The sequence below is a fragment of the Micromonospora sp. NPDC049060 genome (genome assembly GCF_040649055.1).
Classification (GTDB): Bacteria; Actinomycetota; Actinomycetes; order Mycobacteriales; family Micromonosporaceae; genus Micromonospora; species Micromonospora reichwaldensis.
Genome location: NZ_JBEZEV010000032.1, coordinates 27,233 through 52,327, shown reverse-complemented (window position 1 = coordinate 52,327; position 25,095 = coordinate 27,233). Strand labels below are relative to the sequence as shown.

At 77.0% G+C, this 25,095-nt stretch carries 2 protein-coding genes; both read left to right on the top strand.

Features of this window, described 5'->3' with window-relative positions; translation table 11 throughout:
• The first annotated feature begins 311 nt into the window (after positions 1 to 311).
• Positions 312 to 10,418, top strand: a complete 10,107-nt coding sequence (locus AB0B83_RS14560; RefSeq protein WP_357578600.1) for a type I polyketide synthase — start codon at positions 312 to 314, stop codon at positions 10,416 to 10,418.
• Between the two features lie 43 nt (positions 10,419 to 10,461).
• Positions 10,462 to 25,062 carry a type I polyketide synthase gene (locus AB0B83_RS14555; protein ID WP_357578599.1) on the top strand — a complete coding sequence of 4,867 codons (14,601 nt, stop codon included), beginning with the start codon at positions 10,462 to 10,464 and terminating at the stop codon, positions 25,060 to 25,062.
• Positions 25,063 to 25,095 lie beyond the last annotated feature (33 nt).

Below are 25,095 nucleotides of genomic sequence, written 5' to 3'. Positions count from 1 at the left end.
CCTGCGGCCGGGCGGGCCTGGACACCCGCCCGGCCGCACCCCGCGAGGGTGCCGCGCCGGACCGCTCGCAGGGCGGGTCGGCCCAGCCTGCGCCCCCGCCGCCTAGGGGCACCCGTAGGGGCACGCTAGGGGTTGTGACCGCCGTCCGGCGACAATTACCTTTCGTCCGGCGCGTAAGACCTGGTGGGGACTGAAACGCTTATTGTCTGGCAATTCGTGGTCGGCTGAATGGGCTTAGATCTTCGCGGCTTGTGGCGTCTGTGGACGGTATTGGGTCGCCTGTTTCTTTCCGGCCCGAAGAGGTGGCGTCAATGGCGACTGAAGATACGCTCCGGGAGTACCTGAAATGGGTGACGGCGGACCTTCACCAGACCAGGAGGAAGCTCGGCGAGCTTGAGGCGGCCAACCGGGAGCCGATCGCCATCGTCGGCATGGCCTGCCGGTTCCCGGGCGGGGTGGGCTCGCCCGAGGAGCTGTGGGAGCTCGTCGACTCCCGCCGCGACGCCTTCTCCGCGTTCCCCGCCGACCGCGGCTGGGACCTGGCGCGGCTGTTCCACCCGGACCCCGACCACCCCGGCACGTCGTACGTCGCCGAGGGCGGCTTCATCGACTCCGCCACCGAGTTCGACGCCGCGTTCTTCGGCATCTCGCCGCGCGAGGCGCTCGCCATGGACCCGCAGCAGCGGCTGCTGCTGGAGGCCGCCTGGGAGGCGTTCGAGCACGCCGGGCTCGACCCCTCGGCGCTGCGCGGCCACCAGGTGGGGGTGTTCGCCAGCACCACCGGCCAGGACTACGTGGGCCTGCTCCAGCAGCCGCCGCCCGGCACCGAGGGCTACATCCTCACCGGCACCGCGGCCAGCGTCGTGTCCGGCCGGATCTCGTACGCCCTCGGCATCGAGGGCCCCGCCGTCACCGTCGACACCGCCTGCTCGTCGTCGCTTGTCGCCCTGCACCTGGCCTGCCAGGCGCTGCGGCAGGGGGAGTGCACCCTGGCGCTCGCCGGCGGGGCCACCGTCATGTCCACCCCGTCCGCCTTCATCGGCTTCAGCCGCCAGCGGGGCCTGGCCATGGACGGCCGGGTCAAGTCGTTCGCCGCCGCCGCCGACGGCACCGCCTGGGGCGAGGGCGTCGGCCTGCTGCTCGTCGAGCGGCTCTCCGACGCGCGGCGCAACGGCCACCCCGTCCTCGCGGTCGTACGCGGCAGCGCGGTCAACCAGGACGGCGCGAGCAACGGGCTGACCGCCCCCAACGGCCCCTCCCAGCAGCGGGTCGTGCTCCAGGCGCTGGCCAGCGCCCGGCTCGCCCCGGAGCAGGTCGACGTCGTGGAGGCGCACGGCACCGGCACCACCCTCGGCGACCCCATCGAGGCCCAGGCGCTGCTGTCGACGTACGGGCAGGGCCGGCAGCCGGACCGGCCGCTCTGGCTCGGCTCGGTCAAGTCGAACATCGGGCACACCCAGGCCGCCGCCGGCGTCGCCGGGGTGATCAAGATGGTGATGGCGCTGCGGCACGAGACCGTGCCGGCGACGCTGCACGTCGACGAGCCCACCCCCAACGTGGACTGGACGGCCGGCGCGGTGTCGCTGGCGACCGAGCCGCAGCCGTGGCCCGCCGGGGAGCAGCCCCGCCGCGCGGGCATCTCCTCCTTCGGCATGAGCGGCACCAACGCCCACGTGATCATCGAGGAGGCGCCCGCCGCCGACCCGGCCGCGGCGGACGCCCCGGACGGCGCCGCCGCCGCGACCGACGCGGTCGCCGTGCCGGCCGCCGCCGACACCGCCTGCGTCGACGGGGCCGGCCTCGTGCCGGTGCTGCTCTCCGCCCGTGACGCCGAGTCCCTGGCCGCGCAGGCGACCCGCTGGGCCGACTGGCTCGACGGGCGCCCCGAGCTGCGGCTGACCGACGTCGGCTGGTCGTCGGCGCGTACCCGGGCCAGCCTCGAGCACCGGGCCGTGCTGCTCGCCGCCGACCGCGCCGGCCTGGCCGACGGCCTGCGCGCGCTCGCCACCGGCGGCGACGCCCCGGGCCTGGTCACCGGCGCCGGCCCGCGCGGCGGCAAGCTCGCGTTCCTCTTCTCCGGGCAGGGCGCGCAGCGCAGCGGCATGGGCCGCGAGCTGGCCGCCGCGTTCCCCGTCTTCGGCCGGGCGCTCGCCGAGGTCTGCGCCGAGCTGGACCGGCACCTGCCCCGCCCGCTCGCCCCGGTGCTCTTCGCGCCCGAGGGCGACGAGGCCGCCGGGCTGCTCAACCAGACCCTCTACACCCAGGCCGGCCTGTTCGCCGTCGAGGTCGCGCTGTTCCGGCTCCTGGAGAGCTGGGGGATCGTCCCGGACGTCCTGCTCGGCCACTCGATCGGCGAGCTCTCCGCCGCGCACGCGGCCGGCGTGCTGTCGCTGCCCGACGCCGCCACCCTCGTCGCCGCCCGGGGCCGGCTGATGCAGGCCCTGCCGGCCGGCGGCGCGATGCTGGCCGTCCAGCTCCCCGCCGACGCCGTCCGGGCCGCCCTGACCGGCGTCGAGGACCGGGTCGCCGTGGCCGCCGTCAACGGGCCCACCGCCGTGGTCGTCTCCGGCGCGGCCGACGCCGTCGAGGAACTCGAACGCCGCTGGGCCGACCAGGGCGTACGCACCAGGCCGCTGCGCGTCAGCCACGCCTTCCACAGCCCGCTGATGGAACCCATGCTCGCCGAATTCGCCGCCGTGGTGCGTGGGCTGGAACTGCACCCGCCGACGCTGCCGATCGTGTCGAACCTGACCGGCACGGTCGCCGACCCCGACGAGATCCGCACCGCCGAGTACTGGGTGCGGCACGTGCGGGAGGCCGTCCGGTTCGCCGACGGCGTCGACCAGCTGCGCGCCCTCGGTGTGCGTACGTTCCTGGAGGTCGGCCCCAGCGGCGTGCTCACCGCGCTGGCCCGCGACGTCCTGACCGCCGCCGGCGCCGACGACGACACCGCCGCCGTGGCGCTGCTGCGCCGCGACCGCCCCGAGCCCGCCTCCGCCCTCACCGCCCTCGCCGAGCTGCACGTCGGCGGGGTCGAGGTCGGCTGGGCGGAGCTGTTCGCCGGCGCCGACACCGCGCGGGTGCCCCTGCCCGCGTACGCCTTCCGCCGGCAGCGCTTCTGGCCCGAGCCGCCGCCCGCCGCCCCCGACACCGTGGCGGCGGACGGCGACGACGAGTTCTGGACCGCCCTGGAGCAGGCGGACGCCGACACCCTGCGCGGCGAGCTGGGCGACGACGAGGAGCAGGTGCAGGCGCTGCTGCCGGCCCTGCCCGTGCTCACCTCCTGGCGCCGCTCCCGGCGGGAACGCTCCCTCGTGGACGGCTGGTCGTACCAGGTGACCTGGCAGCCCGTGCCGGTCGAGGACGGCGACGGCCCGGCGGGCCGCTGGCTGGTCGTGCTGCCGGCCGACGACGCGCCGGCGTGGGCCGACGGCCTGGCCGGGCTCTTCGGCGACGACGAGCCGCTGGTGCTGCGCGTCGGCGCGGCGGACCTCGACCGCGCGGCGCTCGCCGCCCGGCTGCGGGACCTCCTCGACGGCCGGCCGGTCGACGGCGTGCTCGCCGTGGTCGCCGGCCAGGACCGGCTGCTGGCCGAGCACCCCGGCGTGACCCTCGCCGCGGCCAGCACCCTCGCCCTGGTCCAGGCGATGACCGACCTGGACCTGGTGGCGCCGCTGTGGTGCGTCACCAGCGGCGCGGTCGCGGCGGCCCCGGGCGACCGGGTCGCGCACCCGCTGCAGACCGAGGTCTGGGGCCTCGGCCGCGCGGCGGCCGTCGAGCAGCCGCACCGCTGGGGCGGCCTGGTCGACCTGCCGGCCACCGTCGACGACGCCACCACCCGTCGGCTCGCCGCCGTGCTGGCCGGTCACGTCGGCGAGGACCAGGTGGCCGTCCGGCCCGGCGGGACCTGGGCCCGCCGGCTCACCCCGGCCCCGCCCGCGGCGGACGAGCCCTCCGCCGGCGACTGGTGCTCCGGCACCGTCCTGGTCACCGGCGGCACCGGCGCCCTCGGCGGCCACGTCACCCGCTGGCTGCTCGGCCGCGGCGCCGGGCGGGTGGTCCTGGCCAGCCGCCGGGGCACCGCCGCCCCGGGCGTGGCGGACCTGCTCGACCGGTACGGCGCCGACGGGCGGGTCACCGTCGCCACCTGCGACGTCACCGACCGGAGCTCCGTGGCGGAGCTGGTGGACGCGCTGCCCGACCTGACGGCGGTCGTGCACGCCGCCGGCACCGACCAGCTCACCCCGCTGACCGACACCACCCTCGACGAGTTCTCCCACGTCGTCGCGGGCAAGGTGCTCGGCGCCCTGCACCTCGACGCCTGCCTCGCCGAGCGCGACCTCGGCGCGTTCGTCATGTTCTCCTCCATCTCCGGCGTGTGGGGCAGCGCCGGGCAGTGCGCCTACGGTGCCGGCAACTCCCTGCTGGACGCCCTGGCCGTCAACCGGCGCGACCGGGGCCTGCCGGCCACCGCCGTCTCCTGGACGGCCTGGGGCGGCGAACACGGCATGGCCGCCGAGAACGTGGCCACCGAGCAGCTCAACCGGATGGGCCTGCCGCCGATCGACCCGGAGAAGGCGCTCGTCGCCCTCGACCGGGCGCTGCGCCGCCCGACGCCCTGCGTGACCGTCGCCGACGTCGACTGGAGCCGGTTCCACCCCGCGTTCACCGTGGCCCGGCCCAGCCCGTTCCTGGGCGGCGTGCCGCAGGTGCGGGCGCTCGTCGCGCAGGAGGAGGAGGCCGCCGCGCCCACGGGCGGGGTCGCCGCGCCGCTGCGCCACCTCGCGGCGCTGCCGGCGGCGGAGCAGGAGCGGGAGCTGCTGCGGCTGGTCAACGAGCAGACCGCAGCGGTGCTGGGCCACGCCACCCCCGACGAGCTGCGTGGCCGCCCGTTCAAGGACCTCGGCTTCGACTCGCTGACCGCCGTGGACTTCCGGGGACGACTGAACACGGCCACCGGCCTGCGGCTGCCCACCACGCTGGTCTTCGACTACCCCACCCCCGCCGAGCTGGCCGCGCACCTGCGCGAGCTGGTCTCCGGCGCCGCCCCGGCCGACGCCCCGCAGACCGTCGTCGTCGACGCCGACGAGCCCGTCGCGATCGTCGGGATGGCCTGCCGCTACCCCGGCGGCGTCGACGGGCCGGAGACGTTCTGGCGGCTGGTCGCCGACGGGGTGGACGCCATCTCGCCGTTCCCCACCGACCGGGGCTGGGAGATCCCCGAGCCGGCGGAGGGAACGCATCCCCCGGCGGGCGGCTTCCTCTACGACGTGGCGGACTTCGACCCCGCCTTCTTCGAGATCTCGCCCCGCGAGGCCCTCGCCATGGACCCGCAGCAGCGGCTCGCCCTCGAGACGTCCTGGGAGGCGCTGGAGCGGGCCGGGGTGGACCCGGCGACGCTGCGCGGCACCCGCACGGGCGTCTTCGTGGGCGCCTCCACCTCCGGCTACGGCACCGGGCTGACCGAGGTCCCCGAGGGCGTCGAGGGCTACCTGATGACCGGCGCCGCGCACAGCGTGATCTCCGGCCGGGTCGCGTACGCCCTCGGGCTGGAGGGACCCGCCGTCACCGTCGACACGGCCTGCTCGTCGTCGCTGGTGGCGCTGCACCTCGCCGGGGCGGCGCTGCGGCGCGGCGAGTGCGACCTGGCGCTGGCCGGCGGCGTGGCCGTGATGGCCACCCCCACGGCGTTCCAGGAGTTCTCCCGCCAGGGCGGCCTCGCCTCCGACGGGCGGTGCAAGTCCTTCGCCGCCACGGCGGACGGCACCGGTTGGTCCGAGGGCGTCGGCATGCTGCTCGTGCAGCGGCTCTCCGACGCCCGGCGGCAGGGCCGGCGCATCCTCGCCGTCGTACGCGGCTCCGCCGTGAACTCCGACGGCGCGTCGAACGGCCTGACCGCCCCCAACGGTCCCTCCCAGCAGCGGGTGATCCGGCAGGCGCTCGCCAGCGCCCGGCTGGCGGTCACCGACGTGGACGTCGTCGAGGCCCACGGCACCGGCACCGTCCTCGGCGACCCGATCGAGGCCCAGGCGCTGCTGGCGACGTACGGGCAGGACCGGGGCGACGCCGGCCCGCTGCTGCTGGGCTCGGTCAAGTCGAACATGGGCCACGCGCAGGCCGCCGCCGGCGTGGCCGGCGTGATCAAGATGGTGCTGGCGATGCGGGAGGGCACCGTACCGGCGACGCTGCACGTGGACGAGCCGTCGCCGCACATCGACTGGTCGGCCGGCGACGTGGAGCTGGTGACCCGGTCCCGGCCGTGGCCGGCGGTCGACCGGCCCCGCCGCGCGGCGGTCTCCTCGTTCGGCATCTCCGGCACCAACGCCCACGTGGTCGTCGAGCTGCCCACCGACTCGCCCGCCGACGCCGAGGCGGCCGACGCCCCGACGCCGCCGGCCGCCGGCGCGGAGGCGCGGGAACGCGCCGCCGGGCTGGTCGCCGCCGACGTGGTGGTGTGGCCGGTCTCGGCCCGCTCGACCTCGGCGCTGGCCGCGCAGGCGTCCCGGCTGGCCCGGCACCTGCGGGCCCACCCCGGCCTCGCCCCGGCGGCGGTCGGCTGGTCCCTCGCCGCGACCCGCTCGGCGTTCGACAGGCGTGCCGCGGTGCTCGGCGCGACCCCCGGCGAGCTGCTGGCCGGCCTGGACGCGCTCGCCGCCGGCACCCCCGCCGGCAACGTGCTGACCGGCACCGTCGCCAACCACGGCGCCGGCCCGGTGTTCGTCTTCCCGGGCGCCACCCCGGCGGGCGCGGCGGCCGGACTCGTGGGCCGCTGCCCGGTCTTCGACGACGCCCTCGCCGAGTGCCGGCAGGCCCTCGCCCCCTGGGTCGACGTCGACCCGGCCGCCCTGCTGACCGGCGCGGACGCCTCCTGGGGCGAGCGGCCGGAGCTGGCCCGGCCCGTGCTGTTCGCCGTCGGGGTGGCGCTCGCCGCCGTCTGGCGGCACGCCGGGCTCACCCCGGCCGCGGTCGTCGGCGACGGCGACGGCGAGGTCGTGGCCGCCCACGTGGCGGGCCTGCTGTCCCTGTCCGACGCCGCCCGGACGGTGGCGCTGCGGGCCCGGGCCGCCGCCGGCGAGCTGGACCCCGACGGCCTCCGCGTCGCCCTGGCGGGGCTCGCCCCGCAGCCCGGGACCGCCCGGCTGGCCTCCACCGTCACCGGGGACTGGGCCGACGCGGCCACCCTCGGCGCCGACCACTGGGCCGACCCGGCCACCCTCGGCACCGGCCAGCGGGCCGGTGGGGCTGGGGGACCGGAGCGGCTCGACGCCGCCCTGCGCGCCGCCGTCGCGGGCGGACACGTGACCTTCGTGGAGATCTCGCCGGAGCCGGCGCTGACCGACCGGGTCGCCGCCGTCCTCGACGCGACCGGCGTCACCGGCCACGTCCTGGAGACCCTCGCCGGGTCGGACGACGCCGCCACCCGGCTGCTGACCGGCCTCGCCACCGCGCACACCCTCGGCCTGACGGTGGACCACCGCCGGCTGCTGCCCGAGGCCGAGCCCGTCGACCTGCCCACGTACGCCTTCGACCGGAACCGCTACTGGCTGGAGCGCACCGGCGCGCACCGCTCGGTCCTGCCCGCCGTGGGCCTCGACGTGGTCGACCACCCGCTGCTCAGCGCGGTGGCCGACCTGCCCGGCGACGAGGGGCTGCTGTTCACCGGCCGGATCACCCTCGCCACCCACCCCTGGCTGGCCGACCACGCCGTGCTCGGCACGGTGCTGCTGCCGGGGACGGCCCTGGTGGAGCTGGCGTCCTGGACCGGCCGGCAGGCCGGCGCGGCGACCGTCGCCGAGCTGAACCTGGAGGCGCCGCTGGCGATCCCCACCGAGGGCGGAATCGACCTGCGGGTCCGCGTCGGCGCGCCGGACGAGACCGGACACCGGCCCGTCGCCATCCACACCCGGCGCGACGACGACACCGGACCCGACGGTTCCCGCACCTGGCAGCGGCACGCCTCCGGCCAGCTCGCCGACACCGTCGACCCGGAGCCCGCTCCGGCCGCCGTGTGGCCGCCCGCCGACGCCGAGCCGATCGCCCTCGACGGGCTCTACGCCCGGCTCGCCGCCCAGGGCTACCACTACGGCCCGGCCTTCCGGGCGCTGCGCGCCGCCTGGCGGTCGGGCCCGGACATCCTCGCCGAGGTCGCCCTGGACGCCGACGCGTCCACCGACACCACGGCCTTCTCGGTGCACCCGGCCCTGATGGACGCGGCGCTGCACGCCATCGGCGCCAGCGCCACGGCAGGCGCCACCGACGCCACGGCCGGCGACCCCGCCGGTGGCGCGTCGGGCACCGAAGGCGGCCCCGACATCCGCCCGGGCCTGCCGTTCACCTGGTCGGGCGTGACCATCCGGCCCACCCGCGCCCGCGAGCTGCGGATCCGGCTGCGCGCCACCGACGCCTCATCCGTGGCCCTGACCATCACCGACACCGGCGCCACCCCGGTCGCCTCCGTCGACGGTCTGGTCCTGCGGCCCATCTCCGGCGAGCAGCTCAGCGCCGCCCGCCGGTCGGCCAGCCGGTCCCTGCACCGCCTCGACTGGGTCGCCCCCGCCACCGGCCGCGCCGACGGCACCTCCCGGCTCGTCGCCCTCGGCGACGACTGGCCCGGCGCCGACCGGCACCCGGACCTCTCCGCGCTGGTCGCCGAGGTGCGCGCCGGCGGTCCGGTGCCCGACGCGGTGCTGGTGACCTGCGCCGGACCGGCCGCCGACGAGCCGCACCCGGCCGCCCAGGCGCACCGCGTCGCCCACCGCATGCTCGCGCTGGCCCAGCAGTGGCTCGCCGAGGAGTCCCTCACCGCCGCCCGGCTGGTGGTGGCCACCCGCGGCGCGGTCCGGGTCGACCCGGACGAGCGGATCGCCGACGTGCCGGCCGCCACCGCCTGGGGCCTGCTGCGTTCCGCCCAGTCGGAGAACCCCGACCGGATCGTGCTCCTCGACGTCGACGACGACGCCTCGGCCGCCGCGCTGCTGCCGGCGGCCCTGGCCACCGGCGAACCCCAGCTCGCGGTACGCGCCGGCCAGCTCCGGGTGCCCCGGCTGACCCGGCTCGGACCGCCCCCGGCCGAGGCGCCCGGCCCCGACCTGGCCGCCGGCACCGTCCTGGTGACCGGGGCGACCGGCCTGCTCGGGCGGCTCGTGGCGCGACGGCTCGTGACCCGGCACGACGTACGGCACCTGCTGCTGGTCAGCCGCAGCGGGGCGGATGCCCCGGGCGTCGCCGCGCTGGTCGACGAGCTGGCCGGACTGGGCGCCACCGCCCGGGTGGTCGGCTGCGACGTCACCGACCGCGACGCGCTCGCCCTGCTGGTCGACCAACTCCCCGCCGACCTGCCGCTGACCGGCGTGGTGCACGCGGCCGGGGTGCTCGACGACGGCGTCCTGCCCGCGCTCACCCCGGACCGCTTCGACACCGTGCTGCGCCCCAAGGTCGACGCGGCCTGGCACCTGCACGAGCTGACCGAGAAGCTGGACCTGGCCGCGTTCGTGCTCTTTTCCTCGGCGGCTGGCCTCTTCGGCGGCCCCGGGCAGGCCAACCACGCGGCCGCGAACTGCTTCCTCGACGCCCTCGCCCAGCACCGGCGCGACCGGGGACTCCCGGCGCTCTCGCTGGCCTGGGGCCCGTGGGTCAACGACACCGGCGACGGCCAGACCGGGCACGTCGACGAGGCCCGGATGAACCGGGGCGGCTTCGTCCCGCTCGGCGCCGACGAGGGCATGGACCTGTTCAGCGAGGCGCTGCGCTTCGCCGAGCCGGTGGTCGTACCGGTCAACCTGGACCTCGCCCTGATCGGCCGGCACGGGCCGGCGGCGGTGCCGCCGGTGCTGCGGTCGCTGGTCCGGCCGGCGACGAGCGGCGCGGTACGGGCCGCCGAACGCGATCCGGCCGAGGCGCTGCGGGAGACCCTCGCCGCCACGGCGGAGGCCGACCGCGACCAGGTGCTCTCCGACCTGGTCCGCACCCACGCCGCCGCGGTCCTCGGCTACGCGTCGATCCGCTCGATCGACGTCGAGCGCGGCTTCGTCGAGCTGGGCTTCGACTCGCTGACCGCCGTCGAGTTCCGCAACCGGCTCAACGCGGCCACCGGGCTGCGGCTGCCGTCCACGCTGATCTACGACCGGCCGACCACAGCCGCGCTCGTCGAGTACCTGCGGGGTGCGTTGCTGGCGGAGCGGAGCACGTCCGCGCTGACGGTGCTCGGCGAGCTGAACAAGCTGGAGCACGCCATGCGGGCGGTGGCCTCGGCCGACACCGACCGGGCCGCCGTCGGCGCCCGGCTGCGTGAACTGCTCTCCCTGTGGACCTACACCGAGTCCGGTGCGGACTCCGCCGCCGACGAGGGCGCCAGCCTCGAGTCGGCCTCCGCCGAGGAGATCTTCAGCCTGCTGGACGAAGAGTTCGGCTCGGCCTGATCCGGCATGTCGCACACCTCGAACCCCGATACGGAGTGGCCCGATGCCCACTGAGGCAGAGTTCCTCGACTACCTCCGGCGTGCGACTGCCGACCTGCGCGACGCGCGTCGGCGGGTGCGCGAGGTGGAGGCCAAGGACCGCGAGCCGATGGCCGTCATCGGCATGGCGTGCCGGTTCCCGGGCGGCGTGTCCAGCCCGGCGGAGCTGTGGGACCTCGTCGACCGGGGCGGCGACGGGGTGGGCGACTTCCCGGCCGACCGGGGCTGGGACCTGGAGCGGCTCTTCAACGTCGACCCGGACAACCCGGGCACGTCGACAAGCAGCCAGGGTGGCTTCCTCTACGACGCGCCGCAGTTCGACCCGGGCTTCTTCGGCATCAGCCCCCGCGAGGCCCTGGCGATGGACCCCCACCAGCGGCTGCTGCTGGAGATCTCCTGGGAGGCGTTCGAGCACGCCGGCATCGACCCGCAGCGGCTGCGCGGCAGCCGGACCGGCGTCTTCGCGGGGGTGATGTACCACGACTACGCGTCGCGGGTGCTGGACCTGCCCGACGGCGTCGAGGGCTACATCGGCACCGGCAACTCCGGCAGCGTGGTGTCCGGACGGGTGGCGTACACCTTCGGGCTCGAGGGCCCGGCGGTCACGGTGGACACGGCGTGCTCGTCGTCGCTGGTCGCCGTGCACCTCGCGACGCAGGCGCTGCGCCAGCGCGACTGCGACTTCGCGCTCGCCGGCGGCGTGACGGTGATGTCCACCCCGGGCACCTTCGCCGACTTCTCCCGCCAGCGGGGCCTGGCCTCGGACGGCCGGTGCAAGTCGTTCGCCGCCGCCGCCGACGGCACCGGCTGGTCCGAGGGCGTCGGCGTGCTGCTGTTGCAGCGGCTCTCCGACGCCCGCCGTGACGGCCGGCGCATCCTCGCCGTGGTCCGGGGCAGCGCCGTCAACCAGGACGGCGCCAGCAGCGGGCTCACCGCCCCCAACGGCCCGTCGCAGGAGCGGGTGATCCGGCAGGCCCTCGCGAACGCCCGGCTGTCCCCGGCCGACGTCGACGTGGTCGAGGCGCACGGCACCGGCACCACCCTCGGCGACCCGATCGAGGCGCAGGCGCTGCTGGCCACGTACGGGCAGGACCGGGGCGAGGGTGGACCGCTCTGGCTGGGTTCGGTCAAGTCGAACCTGGGCCACACCCAGGCCGCCGCGGGCGCCGCCGGACTGATCAAGATGATCGAGGCGATCCGGCACCGGACCATGCCCGCCACCCTGCACGTCGACGAGCCGTCCCCGCACATCGACTGGTCCGCCGGGCAGGTGTCGCTGCTGACCGAGGCACGCCCGTGGTCGGCCACCGACCGGCCGCGCCGGGCCGCCGTGTCGTCGTTCGGCATCAGCGGTACGAACGCGCACGTCATCCTGGAGGAGGCGCCCGTCGACGACGCCCCGTCCACGGACGAGGCCCCGTCCGCCGCCGACGCGCCGGTGGCGCTCCCGCTCGCCCCGGTGTTCCTCTCCGCCCGTACGCCCGAGGCGCTCGCCGGGCAGGCCGGCCGCTGGGCCGACCACCTCGCCCGCGTCGACTCCCCGCGCCCGGTCGACGTCGCGGCCTCCTCGGTCAACCGCGCGGGGCTCGAACACCGCGCGGTCGTCCTGGCCGGCGACGCGGACGACCTGCTCGCCGGGCTGCGGGCCCTCGCCGCCGGCGAGCCGACCGGCACCGTCACCACCGGCGCGTCGGCCCCGCGCGGCCGGGTGGCCTTCCTCTTCTCCGGCCAGGGCGCGCAGCGCGCCGGCATGGGTCGCGAGCTGTACGCGGCCTTCCCGGTCTTCGCCGCCGCCCTCGACGAGGCGTGCGGGCACCTCGACCCGCTGCTGCCGCGCCCGCTGCGCGAGGTGCTGTTCGCCGGGGCGGGCACGCCCGACGCGGAACTGCTGGACCAGACGGTCTTCACCCAGGCGGGGCTGTTCGCCGTCGAGGTGGCGCTGTTCCGGCTCGTCGAGTCGTTCGGTGTCGCGCCGGACCTGGTGGCCGGGCACTCCATCGGCGAGATCGCGGCGGCGCACGTCGCGGGCGTGCTCTCCCTGGCCGACGCGTGCGCGCTGGTCGCCGCGCGGGGCAGGCTCATGCAGGCCCTGCCGGCGGGCGGCGGCATGCTCGCCGTGGCGGCCGACGAGGCCGCGGTTGCCGCCTCCCTCGCCGGGCTGACCGGCCGGCTGGACGTGGCCGCCGTGAACGGCCCCGCCGCCGTGGTGGTGGCGGGCGACGTCGAGGCCCTCGACGAGGTGCAGCGGGTGTGGTCCGAGCGGGGCGTGCAGACCCGCCGGCTGCGGGTCAGCCACGCCTTCCACAGCGCCCGGATGGACCCGATGCTGGCCGAGTTCGCGGCCGTCGCCGAGGGGCTGACGTTCCGGCCGCCGACGATCCCGGTGGTGTCGAACCTGACCGGCCGCGTCGCCGACGCCGACCAGCTCTGCGACCCGGGCTACTGGGTGCGCCACGTACGCGGCACCGTGCGCTTCGCCGACGCCGTCGACTGCCTGCGCGCCGAGGAGGTCGACACCTACCTGGAGGTGGGGCCGAACGGCGTCCTGACCGCCATGGCGCAGAACTGCCTCGCCGAGCGCGCGGAGGACGACACCGCGCCCCTGCTGGCCCCGGTGTCGCGCCACGACCGGCCCGAGCCGCAGGCCCTCCTGGAGGCCCTCGCGCTGCTGCACGTGCACGGCGTGACCGTCGGCTGGGCCGACCTGCTCGACCGGGCCGGCGGCCGGCACCTGGACCTGCCGACGTACGCCTTCCAGCACCAGCGCTACTGGCTGGAGCCGGCGGGCCGGTGGACGGACGTCTCCGGGGCCGGCCTCGGGGCGGCCGGGCACCCGCTGCTCGGCGCGGCCGTCTCCGTGGCCGGCGAGGACATGGTGGTGCTGACCGGCCGCCTGTCCACGTCGACGCACGCCTGGCTCGCCGACCACTCCGTCTCCGGCGTGGTGATCGTGCCGGGCGCCGCCCTGGTGGAGTTGGCCGTGCGGGCGGGCGACGAGGTGGGCGCGTCGCGGGTGCGGGAGCTGACCGTGGCCGCGCCGCTGGTGCTGCCGTCGGCGGGTGCGGTGCGGGTGCAGGTGCGCGTCGGCGCGGCCGACGAGGCGGGCACCCGGTCGGTGACCGTGCACTCCCAGCCGGAGGAGGCCGTCGACCCGGAGTGGGTCCGGCACGCGGAGGGTGTGCTGGAGCCGGCGACGGCCGACGAGCCGGGCGTGGGGGAGTGGCCGCCGGCCGGCGCGTCCGAGGTGGACGTGGCGGGCTGGTATCCGGCGCTGGCCGAGCGCGGCCTGGCGTACGGGCCGGTGTTCCGGGGGCTGCGCCGGGTGTGGACGACCGGCGGCGACGAGGTGTTCGCCGAGGTGGCGTTGCCGGACGAGGTGGCGGGCGACGCCGCCGGCTTCGGCGTGCACCCGGCGCTGCTGGACGCCGCCCTGCACCCGATCGGGCTGCTGCCCGGTGCGGAGGGCTCGGGCGGGCCGCGGGTGCCGTTCGCGTTCGAGGGTGTGCAGGTGCACGCCTCGGGCGCGCGGGTGCTGCGGGTGCGGCTGACGCGCGCGGGCTCGGCGGTGCGCCTGGTCGCGTGCGACGAGTCGGGCGCGGCCGTGGTGTCGGTGGACTCCCTGGCACTGCGGGAACTGACCGGGGTGTCGTCGTCCCCGGACGCGTCGTCCCGGTCGCTGTTCGAGGTCGCCTGGCAGGCCCAGGAGGTCACCCCGGCCGGCGAGGTCTCCGGGTGGGCGCTGGTGGGCTCGCCCGCCGCCGCCGACCTGCCGTCGTACGCCGACGTCGATGCGGTGACCGCGACGGCCGCCGGGCCGTCGGGCGTGACGCCGCGCCTGCTGCTGGTGCCGGCGGGCAGCCTGCGCCGATCCGACCACGCCGGGACGGAGACCCGCCCGGTCCACGGCGAGGACGCCGACCTGTTGGCGGACGCCGCCGACAACGTCCCCGACGCGGTACGCGCGGCGACCACGGCCGTGCTGGCGACCGTCCGGTCCTGGCTGGCGGCCGACGCGCTGTCGGAGTCGCGGCTGGTGGTGGTGACCCGGGGCGCGGTGTCGGTGGGTGCCGACGACCGGGTGTCGGACCTGGGCGGTGCGGCGGTGTGGGGTCTGCTGCGTTCGGCGCAGTCGGAGCACCCGGGTCGCATCGTCCTCGCCGACGTCGACGGTGACGTGGATGCCGGGCTGTTGGGTGTGCTGGCCACGGTGGCTGACGAGCCGGTGGCGTTCGGTGGTCAGGTCGCGGTGCGTGCGGGTGGGGTGTTCGTGCCGCGTCTGGTGCGCGCGGTCGCCTCGTCGGCGCAGGCGCCGGTGGTGGGTGACGGTGCGGTGCTGGTGACCGGTGGTACGGGTGCGCTGGGTGCGCTGGTGGCGGAGCACCTGGTGTCGGTGCACGGCGTGCGGTCGCTGGTGCTGGTGTCGCGGCGCGGTCCGGAGGCCGCGGGTGCGGGCGAGCTGTCGGAGCGGCTGTCCGCGCTGGGCGCGTCGGTGCGGATTGCCGCCTGCGACGTGACCGACCGGGACCAGGTCGGCGCTTTGGTTGCCGAGGTCGCCGCCGAGGGTCGGCTGGCGGGTGTCGTGCACACCGCCGGTGTCCTGGACGACGGGATCGTGGAGGGACTGACCGCCGAGCGGCTGGCCGGGGTCCTGGCGCCGAAGGTGTCGGCGGGTTGGTTCCTGCACGAGGCGACGGCGTCGCTGGATCTGGACCTGTTCGTGGTGTTCTCGTCGGTGGCGGGGGTGCTCGGCTCGCCGGGTCAGTCGGCGTACGCGGCGGGTAACGCGTTCCTCGACGGGCTTGCGGTGTACCGGCGGCAGTTGGGTCTGCCGGCGGTCAGTCTCGCGTGGGGCATGTGGGACACCCCCGGCATGGGCGCGTCCCTCGACGAGGCGGACCGGGCGCGATCGACCCGGGGCGGCGTCACCGCGATGAGCGCCGAGACCGGGCTGCGGCTGTTCGACGCCGCCCTGACCGCCGAGCGGCCGGCCCTGGTACCGGCCGTGATCGACCTGGCCGCCCTCCGGGCCGCGGCCGGCGCCGGCCTGGTGCCGCCGATGCTCCGTAACCTGGTCGGTACGACCACGACCCGCCGCCAGGCGGGACAGGGCACCACCTGGGCGACCCGCGTCAGCGGCCTCGCCGCCGACGAGGCGCGGGCCCAGATCGACGTGCTGGTACGCGGCCTCGTCGCGCAGGTGCTCGGGCACGGTGGCGCGGAGGCCGTGCCGGCCGACCGGGCGTTCCGGGAGCTCGGCTTCGACTCGCTGACCGCCGTCGACCTGCGTAACCGCGTCAACGCGGCCACCGGCCTCCGGCTGCCCTCGACGCTGGTGTTCGACTACCCGACGCCCCAGGCGCTCGCCGCCCACGTGCACGCCGAGCTGGCCGGCGCCGCCGGCGGCACCGCCGCTCCAGGCGCGCGGACCACCACCCGGGTCGACGAGCCGCTCGCCATCGTCGGGATGGCCTGCCGCTACCCCGGCGGCGTCGAGACGCCCGACCAGTTTTGGGCGCTGCTGGCCGCCGGCGGCGAGGGCATCGGGGAGTTCCCCACCGACCGGGGCTGGGACCTGGAAAGCCTGTTCGACCCCGACCCCGACCACCCCGGCACGTCGTACACGCGCCACGGCGGTTTCCTCTACGGCGCCGGCGAGTTCGACCCGGGCTTCTTCGGCATCTCGCCGCGCGAAGCCCTGGCGATGGACCCGCAGCAGCGGCTGCTGCTGGAGGCGTCGTGGGAGTCGTTCGAGTCGGCCGGTCTCGATCCGCAGCGGTTGCGGGGCAGCCGGACGGGTGTCTTCGCCGGCGTCATGTACCACGACTACGCGTCGCAGCTCATGGAGCTGGCCGACGAGGTCGAGGGCTACGTCGGCACCGGCAACTCGGGCAGCGTCCTGTCCGGTCGGGTGGCGTACACGTTCGGCCTGGAGGGCCCGGCCGTCACCGTCGACACCGCCTGTTCGTCCAGCCTCGTCGCGCTGCATCTCGCCGCGCAGGCGTTGCGTTCAGGTGAGTGCGATCTGGCGCTGGCCGGCGGCGTGACCGTCATGGCCACGCCCGGCACGTTCATCGAGTTCTCCCGGCAGCGTGGGCTGTCGCAGGACGGCCGCTGCAAGTCGTTCGCCGCCTCGGCCGACGGCACCGGCTGGTCCGAGGGCGTGGGTGTCCTGCTCGTGCAGCGGCTCTCCGACGCCCAGCGGGAAGGCCGGCGCATCCACGCCGTGCTGCGGGGCACGGCCGTGAACCAGGACGGCGCGTCCAACGGGCTGACGGCCCCGAACGGCCCGTCGCAGCAGCGCGTGATCCGGCAGGCCCTGGCGAATGCTCGCCTGACCCCGGCCGACGTGGACGCCGTCGAGGCGCACGGCACGGGCACGACGCTGGGTGACCCGATCGAGGCGCAGGCTCTGCTGGCGACGTACGGGCAGGAGCGTCCGGGGGACCGGCCGTTGTTGTTGGGGTCGGTGAAGTCGAACATCGGGCACACGCAGGCGGCTGCCGGTGTGGCCGGTGTGATCAAGATGGTCATGGCGATGCGGCACGGTCTGGTGCCGGCGACGCTGCACGTGGACGAAGCGTCGCCGCACGTGGACTGGACGGCCGGGGCGGTGGCTCTCGCGACCGAGCCCACGCCGTGGCCGCAGGTGGATCGGCCGCGTCGGGCGGCGGTGTCGTCGTTCGGGATCTCCGGCACGAACGCGCACGTGATCATCGAGCAGCCGCCCGCCGAGCCGGTCGACGCACGCGCCGCCGACCGTCCGCGCGCCGGCGTCGTACCCCTGGTGCTCTCCGCCGTGGACGCCCCGGCGCTGCGCGACCAGGCGGCCCGGCTGGGCGCGCACCTCGCGGCGCACCCGGAGCTGGAACCGGCCGACGTCGCGCACGCCCTGGCGACCACCCGGGCGGCGTTCGGGCACCGCGCCGTCGTCCTCGGCCGCGACACCGTCGGCCTGACGCGGGCCCTGGAGTCGCTCCGCCTCGGCGAGGCCACCCCCGCCACGGTCACCGGCACCGCGCTGCGCGGCGGCGACCCGGTCCTCGTCTTCCCCGGCCACGGCGACCCGTGGCCCGCCACGGCCGTCGAACTGCTGGACCGGTCGCCGGAGTTCGCCGCCGCGATCGCCGCCTGCGAGGCGGCCCTCGCACCCCACGTGGACTGGTCGCTCACCGCCGTGCTGCGCGGCGCCGACGGCGCCCCACCCGCGACGGACCCCCGGGTGACGCACCCCGTCCGGTGGGCCGTGGCGGTCTCGCTGGCCCGCTGGTGGCGCTCGCTGGGCGTCCGGCCCGCCGCCGTGCTCGGGCACGCCCACGGCGAGGTCGCGGCCGCCTGCGTGGCCGGCGCGCTGTCGCTGGAGGACGCGGCGAGGACGATCGCCCTCGGCAGCCGGGCCGACGCCGACCGGGACGCGCTGGCCGGGACCACCCTCGGGCCGGCCGAGGTGCCGCTGTACTCGGCGGCGACCGGCGGACGGGTCGACACCGACGGCCTCGACGCCGCCCGCTGGTACGGGGGGCTGGCCGACGGCGTCGACGTCGACCCGGTCGTGCGCGCCCTGCTCGACGAGGGCCACCAGGTCCTCGTCGAGGCCGCCACCGGGCCCGTGCTCGCCGCCCGGATGGGAGAGACCGCGCAGGCCGCCGACGCCGTCGTGGTGGCCGCCGCCGACACCGACGCCGGCGGTTGGCCCCGGATGCTGACCGTCCTCGCCGGGCTGCACGTGCACGGCGTGCCCGTGGACTGGACGGCCGTCCTGGGCGCCCGCACCGGCCCGCCGGTGGAGCTGCCGACGTACGCCTTCCAGCGCCAGCGGTACTGGCCGCAGGCGCAGGTCACGACCGGCCCCGCCCCCGCCGGCCAGGACGAGGCGGACCGGCACTTCTGGGAGGCCGTGGAACGCGCCGACCCACAGGCGTTGGCCGCCGCCATGCGGATCGACGAGACGGCGGCCCGGTCCCTCGACCCCGCGCTGCCGCTGCTCTCCTCGTGGCGCCGACGCCGCCGCGACGAGTCCACCGTGGACTCGTGGCGCTACCGGGTGAGCTGGAAGCCGGTGACCGTCGCGCCGGAGGCCACCCTGTCCGGCGCCTGGCTGCTGCTGGTGCCGGCGGACGGCGCCGCGCACCCCCTGGTCGACGGCGTCGCCCGGGCCCTCACCGAGGGCGGGGCCGAGGTGGTCCGGATCGACGTGCCGGAGACGGACCGGCAGGCGCTGGCCGAGCGGCTGGCGCGTACCGGCGCCGTCGCCGGCGTGCTCTCCCTGCTCGGCCTGGACGACGTCGCGCACCCGACCCACCCGGTGGTGCCGGCGGGCCTCGCCGGCACGTACGCCCTGGTCCAGGCCCTCGGCGACGCCGGTGTCACCGCCCCCCTGTGGTGCGCCACCACCGGCGCGGTCTCCACCGGCCGGGCCGACCCGCTCGACCGCCCCCGCCAGGCGATGCTCTGGGGCCTCGGCCGGGTGGTCGCCCTCGAACACCCGGACCGCTGGGGCGGCCTCGTCGACCTGCCCACCGAGCTGGACGCCCGGGACCGGGGCCGCCTCGTGGCGGTGCTGGCCGGCGTCGACGCCGAGGACCAGCTGGCGCTGCGCCCCTCCGGGGTGTTCGCCCGGCGACTGGTCCGGGCCCGCGCCGAGCGCACCGCGACAGGGGACTGGCGTCCCGCGAGCGGCGCCGTCCTGGTCACCGGCGGCCTCGGGTCGATCGGGGCCCAGGTGGCGCGCTGGCTGGCCCGCGAGGGCGTCGGCGAGCTGGTGCTGACCGGCCGCCAGGGCCCCGCCACGCCCGGCGCCGACGAACTGGCGGACGAACTGCGGGCCGCCGGCGCCACCGTCACCGTGGCCGCCTGCGACGTCGCCGACCCCGCCGCCGTGCGGGCCCTCGTCGAGCGGCTCGCCGGGCAGGGCACCCGCATCGGGGCCGTGTTCCACACCGCCGGCGTCGCCCACGCCGCACCGGTCGCGGCCACCGACGTGGCCGACCTCGCCGACGCCCTGCGGGCCAAGGTGGCCGGCGCGGTCAACCTCGACGAGGTGTGCGGCGACGAACTGTCGGCGTTCGTGCTCTTCTCCTCCGGCGCGGGCGTCTGGGGCGGCGGGCACCAGGGCGGCTACGCCGCGGCCAACGCCTTCCTCGACGCGCTCGCCGAGGACCGGCGCCGGCGCGGCCGGGCCGCCACCGCCATCGCCTGGGGCGCCTGGGACGGCGGCGGCATGGTCGACGCCGAGGGCGCCGCCGACCAGATGTTCCGCTCGGGCGTCCGGGCCATGCGCCCCGACCTCGCGGTCTCCGTCCTGGCCGAGGCGCTCGACCACGGCGACACCACGCTCACCGTGGCGGACATCGCCTGGGACCGGTTCCTCCAGACCTACACGCTGGCCCGCCCCCGGCCGCTGATCGCCGACGTCCCCGAGGTGGCCCGGCTGCTCGCCGCCGGGCAGCGCGACGGCGACACGCCCGACGCGGCCTCGCCGCTGCGCGGCCGGCTGGCCGGACTCGCCGCACCGGAACGGCGCCGCGTCCTGCTCGACCTCGTACGGGTCCACGCGGCGGCGGTGCTGCGCCTGTCCTCGCCGCAGGCGTTGGCGGCGGACCGGTCGTTCCGGGAGATCGGCTTCGACTCGCTCAGCGCCGTCGAGATGCGCAACCGGCTCGCCGAGGCGGTGGGGCTGAACCTGCCGGCGACCCTGGTCTTCGACCGCCCGACGCCCGACGCCCTCGCCGAGCACCTGGCGACCCGGCTCACCGGCGACGACACCCCGGCGGCCGAGCCCGTGCGGGCCGCCACCGCGCTGGACGAGCCGATCGCCATCGTCTCGATGAGCTGCCGCTACCCCGGCGGCGTCGCCGGCCCCGAGGACCTGTGGCGACTCGTCGCCGAGGGGCGCGACGGCATCGCGGAGTTCCCGGCCGACCGGGGCTGGGACCTGGCGGCGATCTACGACCCCGATCCCGACCGTCCCGGCACCTCGTACGTGCGGGAGGGCGGCTTCCTCACCGACGCCGCCGGCTTCGACGCCGCCCTGTTCGGCATCTCCCCGCGCGAGGCGATGGTGATGGACCCGCAGCAGCGGGTGCTGCTGGAGAGCGCCTGGGAGCTGTTCGAGCGGTCCGGCACCGCGCCGGCCGACATGCGGGAGACCAACACCGGCGTCTTCGTCGGCACCAACGGCCAGGACTACGCGACGCTGCTGATGGCCGCCCGGGTCGAGACCGAGGGCTACCAGGCCACCGGCAACGTCGCCGCCGTCATCAGCGGTCGGCTGGCGTACCACTTCGGGTTGCAGGGCCCGGCTGTCAGCGTCGACACCGCCTGCTCGTCGTCGCTGGTGGCGCTGCACCTGGCCTGCCAGTCCCTGCGGCAGGGCGAGTGCGATGTCGCCGTCGCCGGCGGCGTGACGGTGATGGCCACCCCCGGGCCGTTCCTGGAGTTCGCCCGGCAGCGGGGGCTGGCCCTCGACGGCCGGTGCAAGTCGTTCGCCGGGGCCGCCGACGGCACCGGCTGGGGCGAGGGCGTCGGCCTGGTGATGTTGCAGCGGCTCTCCGACGCCCAGCGCGACGGTAGGCGGATCCTCGCCGTCGTGCGCGGCTCGGCGATGAACCAGGACGGCGCCAGCAACGGGCTGACCGCCCCCAACGGGCCGGCCCAGGAGCGGGTGATCAGCCAGGCGCTGGCCAACGCGCGGCTGACCGCCGCCGACGTGGACGCCGTCGACGGGCACGGCACCGGCACCCGCCTCGGCGACCCCATCGAGGCGCAGGCGCTGCTGGCCACGTACGGGCGGGACCGGCCCGCCGACCGGCCGCTGCTGCTCGGCTCGGTCAAGTCGAACATCGGCCACACCCAGGCCGCCGCCGGCGTCTCCGGCGTGATCAAGATGGTGATGGCGCTCCAGCACGACCTGCTGCCGCCCACCCTGCACGTGGACGAGCCCTCGCCGCACGTGGACTGGTCGGCGGGCGCGGTCGCGCTGCTGACCGAGGCGCGGCCGTGGCCGGAGGCGGACCGGCCGCGCCGGGCCGGCGTGTCGTCGTTCGGGGTCAGCGGCACCAACGTGCACGTCATCCTCGAACAGGCGCCCGCCGCCGCGCCGGCCGACACCGGGACGCCCCGGCCGGCCGACGGACCGCCGGTGCTGCCCTGGGTCGTCTCGGCCGACACCGCCGGCAGCCTGCGGGCCCAGGCGGCCCGACTGGCCGACTGGCTGCCGGGCACCGCGACGCCCGCCGCCGACGTGGCCCGGGGACTGGCCACCGGACGCTCCCCGCTGCGGCACCGCGCGGTGCTGCTCGCCGCGGACGCCGACGCGGCCCTCGCCGGCCTGCGGGCACTCGCCGCCGGCGAGGAGCACCCGGGACTCACCCGGGGCGTCGCCGAGCCCGGCGGCGCGCTGGCGGCGCTCTTCTCCGGCCAGGGCGCCCAGCACGCCGGGATGGGCCGTCGCCTGTACGAGACGTTCCCGGTCTTCGCCGCGACGGTCGACGAGGCGTGCCAGCACCTGGACGCGTACCTGCCGCGGCCGCTGCGCACCGTGCTCTTCGCCGAGCCCGGCACCGCCGAGGCCGACCTGCTCGACCAGACGGCCTTCACCCAGGCCGGGCTCTTCGCCGTCGAGGTGGCGCTGTTCCGGCTGCTCGAACACTGGGGGATCCGGCCCGACTTCGTGGCCGGGCACTCCGTCGGGGAGATCAGCGCGGCCCACGTGGCCGGGGTGCTCGACCTGCCCGACGCCTGCGCGCTCGTCGGCAACCGGGGCCGGCTGATGCAGGCCCTGCCCGCCGGCGGCGGGATGCTCGCCGTCGCCGCGCCCGAGGTCGACGTGCTGCGGGCGCTGGACGGCACGTCGGGCCAGGTCGCCGTCGCCGCCGTGAACGGGCCGGCCGCCGTCGTCGTCGCCGGGGCGCAGGACGCGCTGACCGCTCTGGCCGACCACTTCGCCGGCCTCGGCGTGCGTACGAAGCGGCTGCGGGTCAGCCACGCCTTCCACAGCCCGCTGATGGAGCCGATGCTCGCCGACTTCGCGGCCGTGGCGGCGAGTCTGTCGTACGCCCCGCCGACGGTGCCGCTGGTGTCGAACCTGACCGGCGCGGTCATCGACGCCGAGCAGCTCTGCACCCCCGACTACTGGGTCCGGCACGTCCGCGAGGCGGTCCGCTTCGCCGACACCGTCACCCACCTGCACGCCCACGGGGTGACCCGGTTCCTGGAGATCGGGCCGGACACCGTGCTGACCGCCCTGACCGCCGACGCGCTGCCGGCGGACGCCCCGGTCGTGGTGACCGGCGTGCAGCGGCCCGGCCAGGACGAGGTGGCCACCCTGCTCGGCGCGGTGGCCCGACTGCACTGCCACGGCGTGGCCGTCCGCTGGTCGCGGCTGCTGCCCGGCGCCGGTCCCGTGGACCTGCCCACGTACGCGTTCGACCACCAGCGGTTCTGGCCGACCCTCGACACGGCACCGGCGCACGCCTCCGCCGCCGCGCACGACGACGTCGACTCGGCGTTCTGGCGGGCCGTGGCGTCGGGCGACGGCGACGCGCTCGCCGGGCGGCTCGGCCTCGACGCGGACCGGCCGCTGCGCGAACTGCTGCCGGACCTGGACCGGTGGAGGCGCCAGCAGCAGGAGGACACCCTCGCCGGCGGCTGGCGCTACCGGGTCACCTGGCGTCCGCAGGCCCTCGCCCCGGGTGCCGTCGACGGCACGTGGACCCTGGTCCACAGCGGCACGGACCAGCCGGTCGTCGACCGGCTCGCCGAGCTCGTCACCGCCCGGGGCGGCACCGTGCGGCAGCTCGCCGTCGACCCGGCCACGACCGACCGCACGGCGCTCGCCGCGCAGCTGGCCGGTGCCGCGCCGACCCGGATCGTGTCGCTGCTCGCCCTCGACGAGCGACCGCAGCCCGACCACCCCGCCGTGCCGCTGGGCCTGACCGCGAACCTCGCCCTGGTGCAGGCGGTCACGGACGCCCTGCCCCCGGTGCCGCTGTGGCTGCTCACCCGGCAGGCCGTCGCCACCGCCGACGGCGACCCCGTCGTCCGCCCCGCCCAGGCCACCACCTGGGGCCTCGGCCTGGTGACCGCGCTGGAACACCCCCGGCACTGGGGGGGCCTGCTGGACCTGCCCGAGACCCTGACCCCGGCCGCCGCCGAGCACGTCCTGGCGGCGCTCACCGCCGCCGGGCACGAGGACCAGCTCGCGGTGCGCGACTCCGGCACGTACCTGCGCCGGCTGGCCCGCGCGCCCCGCGCCGAGGCGGCGGCCGACTGGCAGGCGCCGGGCACCGTCCTGGTCACCGGCGGCACCGGCGCGGTCGGCCGGTACGCCGCGGCCTGGTTCGCCCGGCACGGCGCGCGGCGACTGCTGCTGGTCAGCCGACGCGGCGCGGCGGCCCCCGGCGCGGACGAGGCGGTGACGGAACTTGCCGCGCTGGGCGCCGAGGCCCGGGTGCTGGCCTGCGACCTGGCCGACCGGGACGCGGTCGCCGAGCTGGTCCGTGGCCTGCGCACCGACGGCGAGACCGTGCACGCGGTGGTGCACGCCGCCGGCGTGGGCCGGCTCAACCCGGTCGCCGCGGTCACCGGGGCGGAACTCGCCGACGTCGTCTCCGGCAAGATCGCCGGCGCCCGGCACCTGGACGAGTTCCTCGACCCGGAGCCGCTCGACCTGGTCGTGCACTTCTCCTCCATCGCCGCCGTCTGGGGCGTCGGCGACCACGGCGCGTACGCCGCCGGCAACGCCTTCCTGGACGCCTGGGCGCAGTCCCGGCCGGCCGGGGGTCCCCGGCACCTCTCGGTGAACTGGGGGCCGTGGGCCGGCGGCGGCATGGTGACCGACGCGCACGCGGCGGCCATGAGCCGGCGCGGGGTGTCCCTGCTGGACCGGGAACCGGCGATGGCCGCCCTGCGCGCCGGCCTCGACGGCGACGACACCGCCCTCACCGTCGCCGACATCGACTGGGACCGCTTCGCGCCGGTGTTCGCCTCCGCCCGGCCCCGGCCGCTGATCAGCGAGATCGCCGAGGTGGCCGCCCAGGCCGCGGCGGCGCGGGCCGACGCCGAGGACGGCGACCAGGTCGCCGGCGAGCTGCGCAAGCGGCTCGGCGAGCTGTCGCAGGCCGAACAGGCGCGGCTGCTGGTGGACCTCATCCGCACCGCCGCCGGCGAGGTCATCGGCCACGACAGCCCGTACGCCGTCGAGGCCGGCCGGCCCTTCCGGGACCTCGGCTTCGACTCGCTCACCGCCGTGGAGCTGCGGGGCCGGCTGGCCCGCTCGACCGGGCTGAGCCTGCCCAGCTCGGTGGTGTTCGACTACCCGACGCCGCAGGCGCTGGCCGAGCACCTGCGGGCCGAACTGCTCAGCGAGGCCTCGGTGGAGGCCCTGCCGACGCTGGCGGAGCTGGACCAGTTGGAGAGCGCCCTCGCGCTGCGCGACCCGGACGACATCGGCCGGGTGCGGATCACGATGCGGCTGCACAGCCTGCTCGAACGGCTCGGCACCGCCGAGGAACGCCGGGAGGAGACCGCCGAGGTCGCCGACCGGCTGCGGGTGGCCAGCAACCAGGAGCTGTTCGACCTCATCGACCAGGACCTCGGGCTCTCCTGAGCCGCCCGGGGACCTGTGGTGTCACGAGAAAGC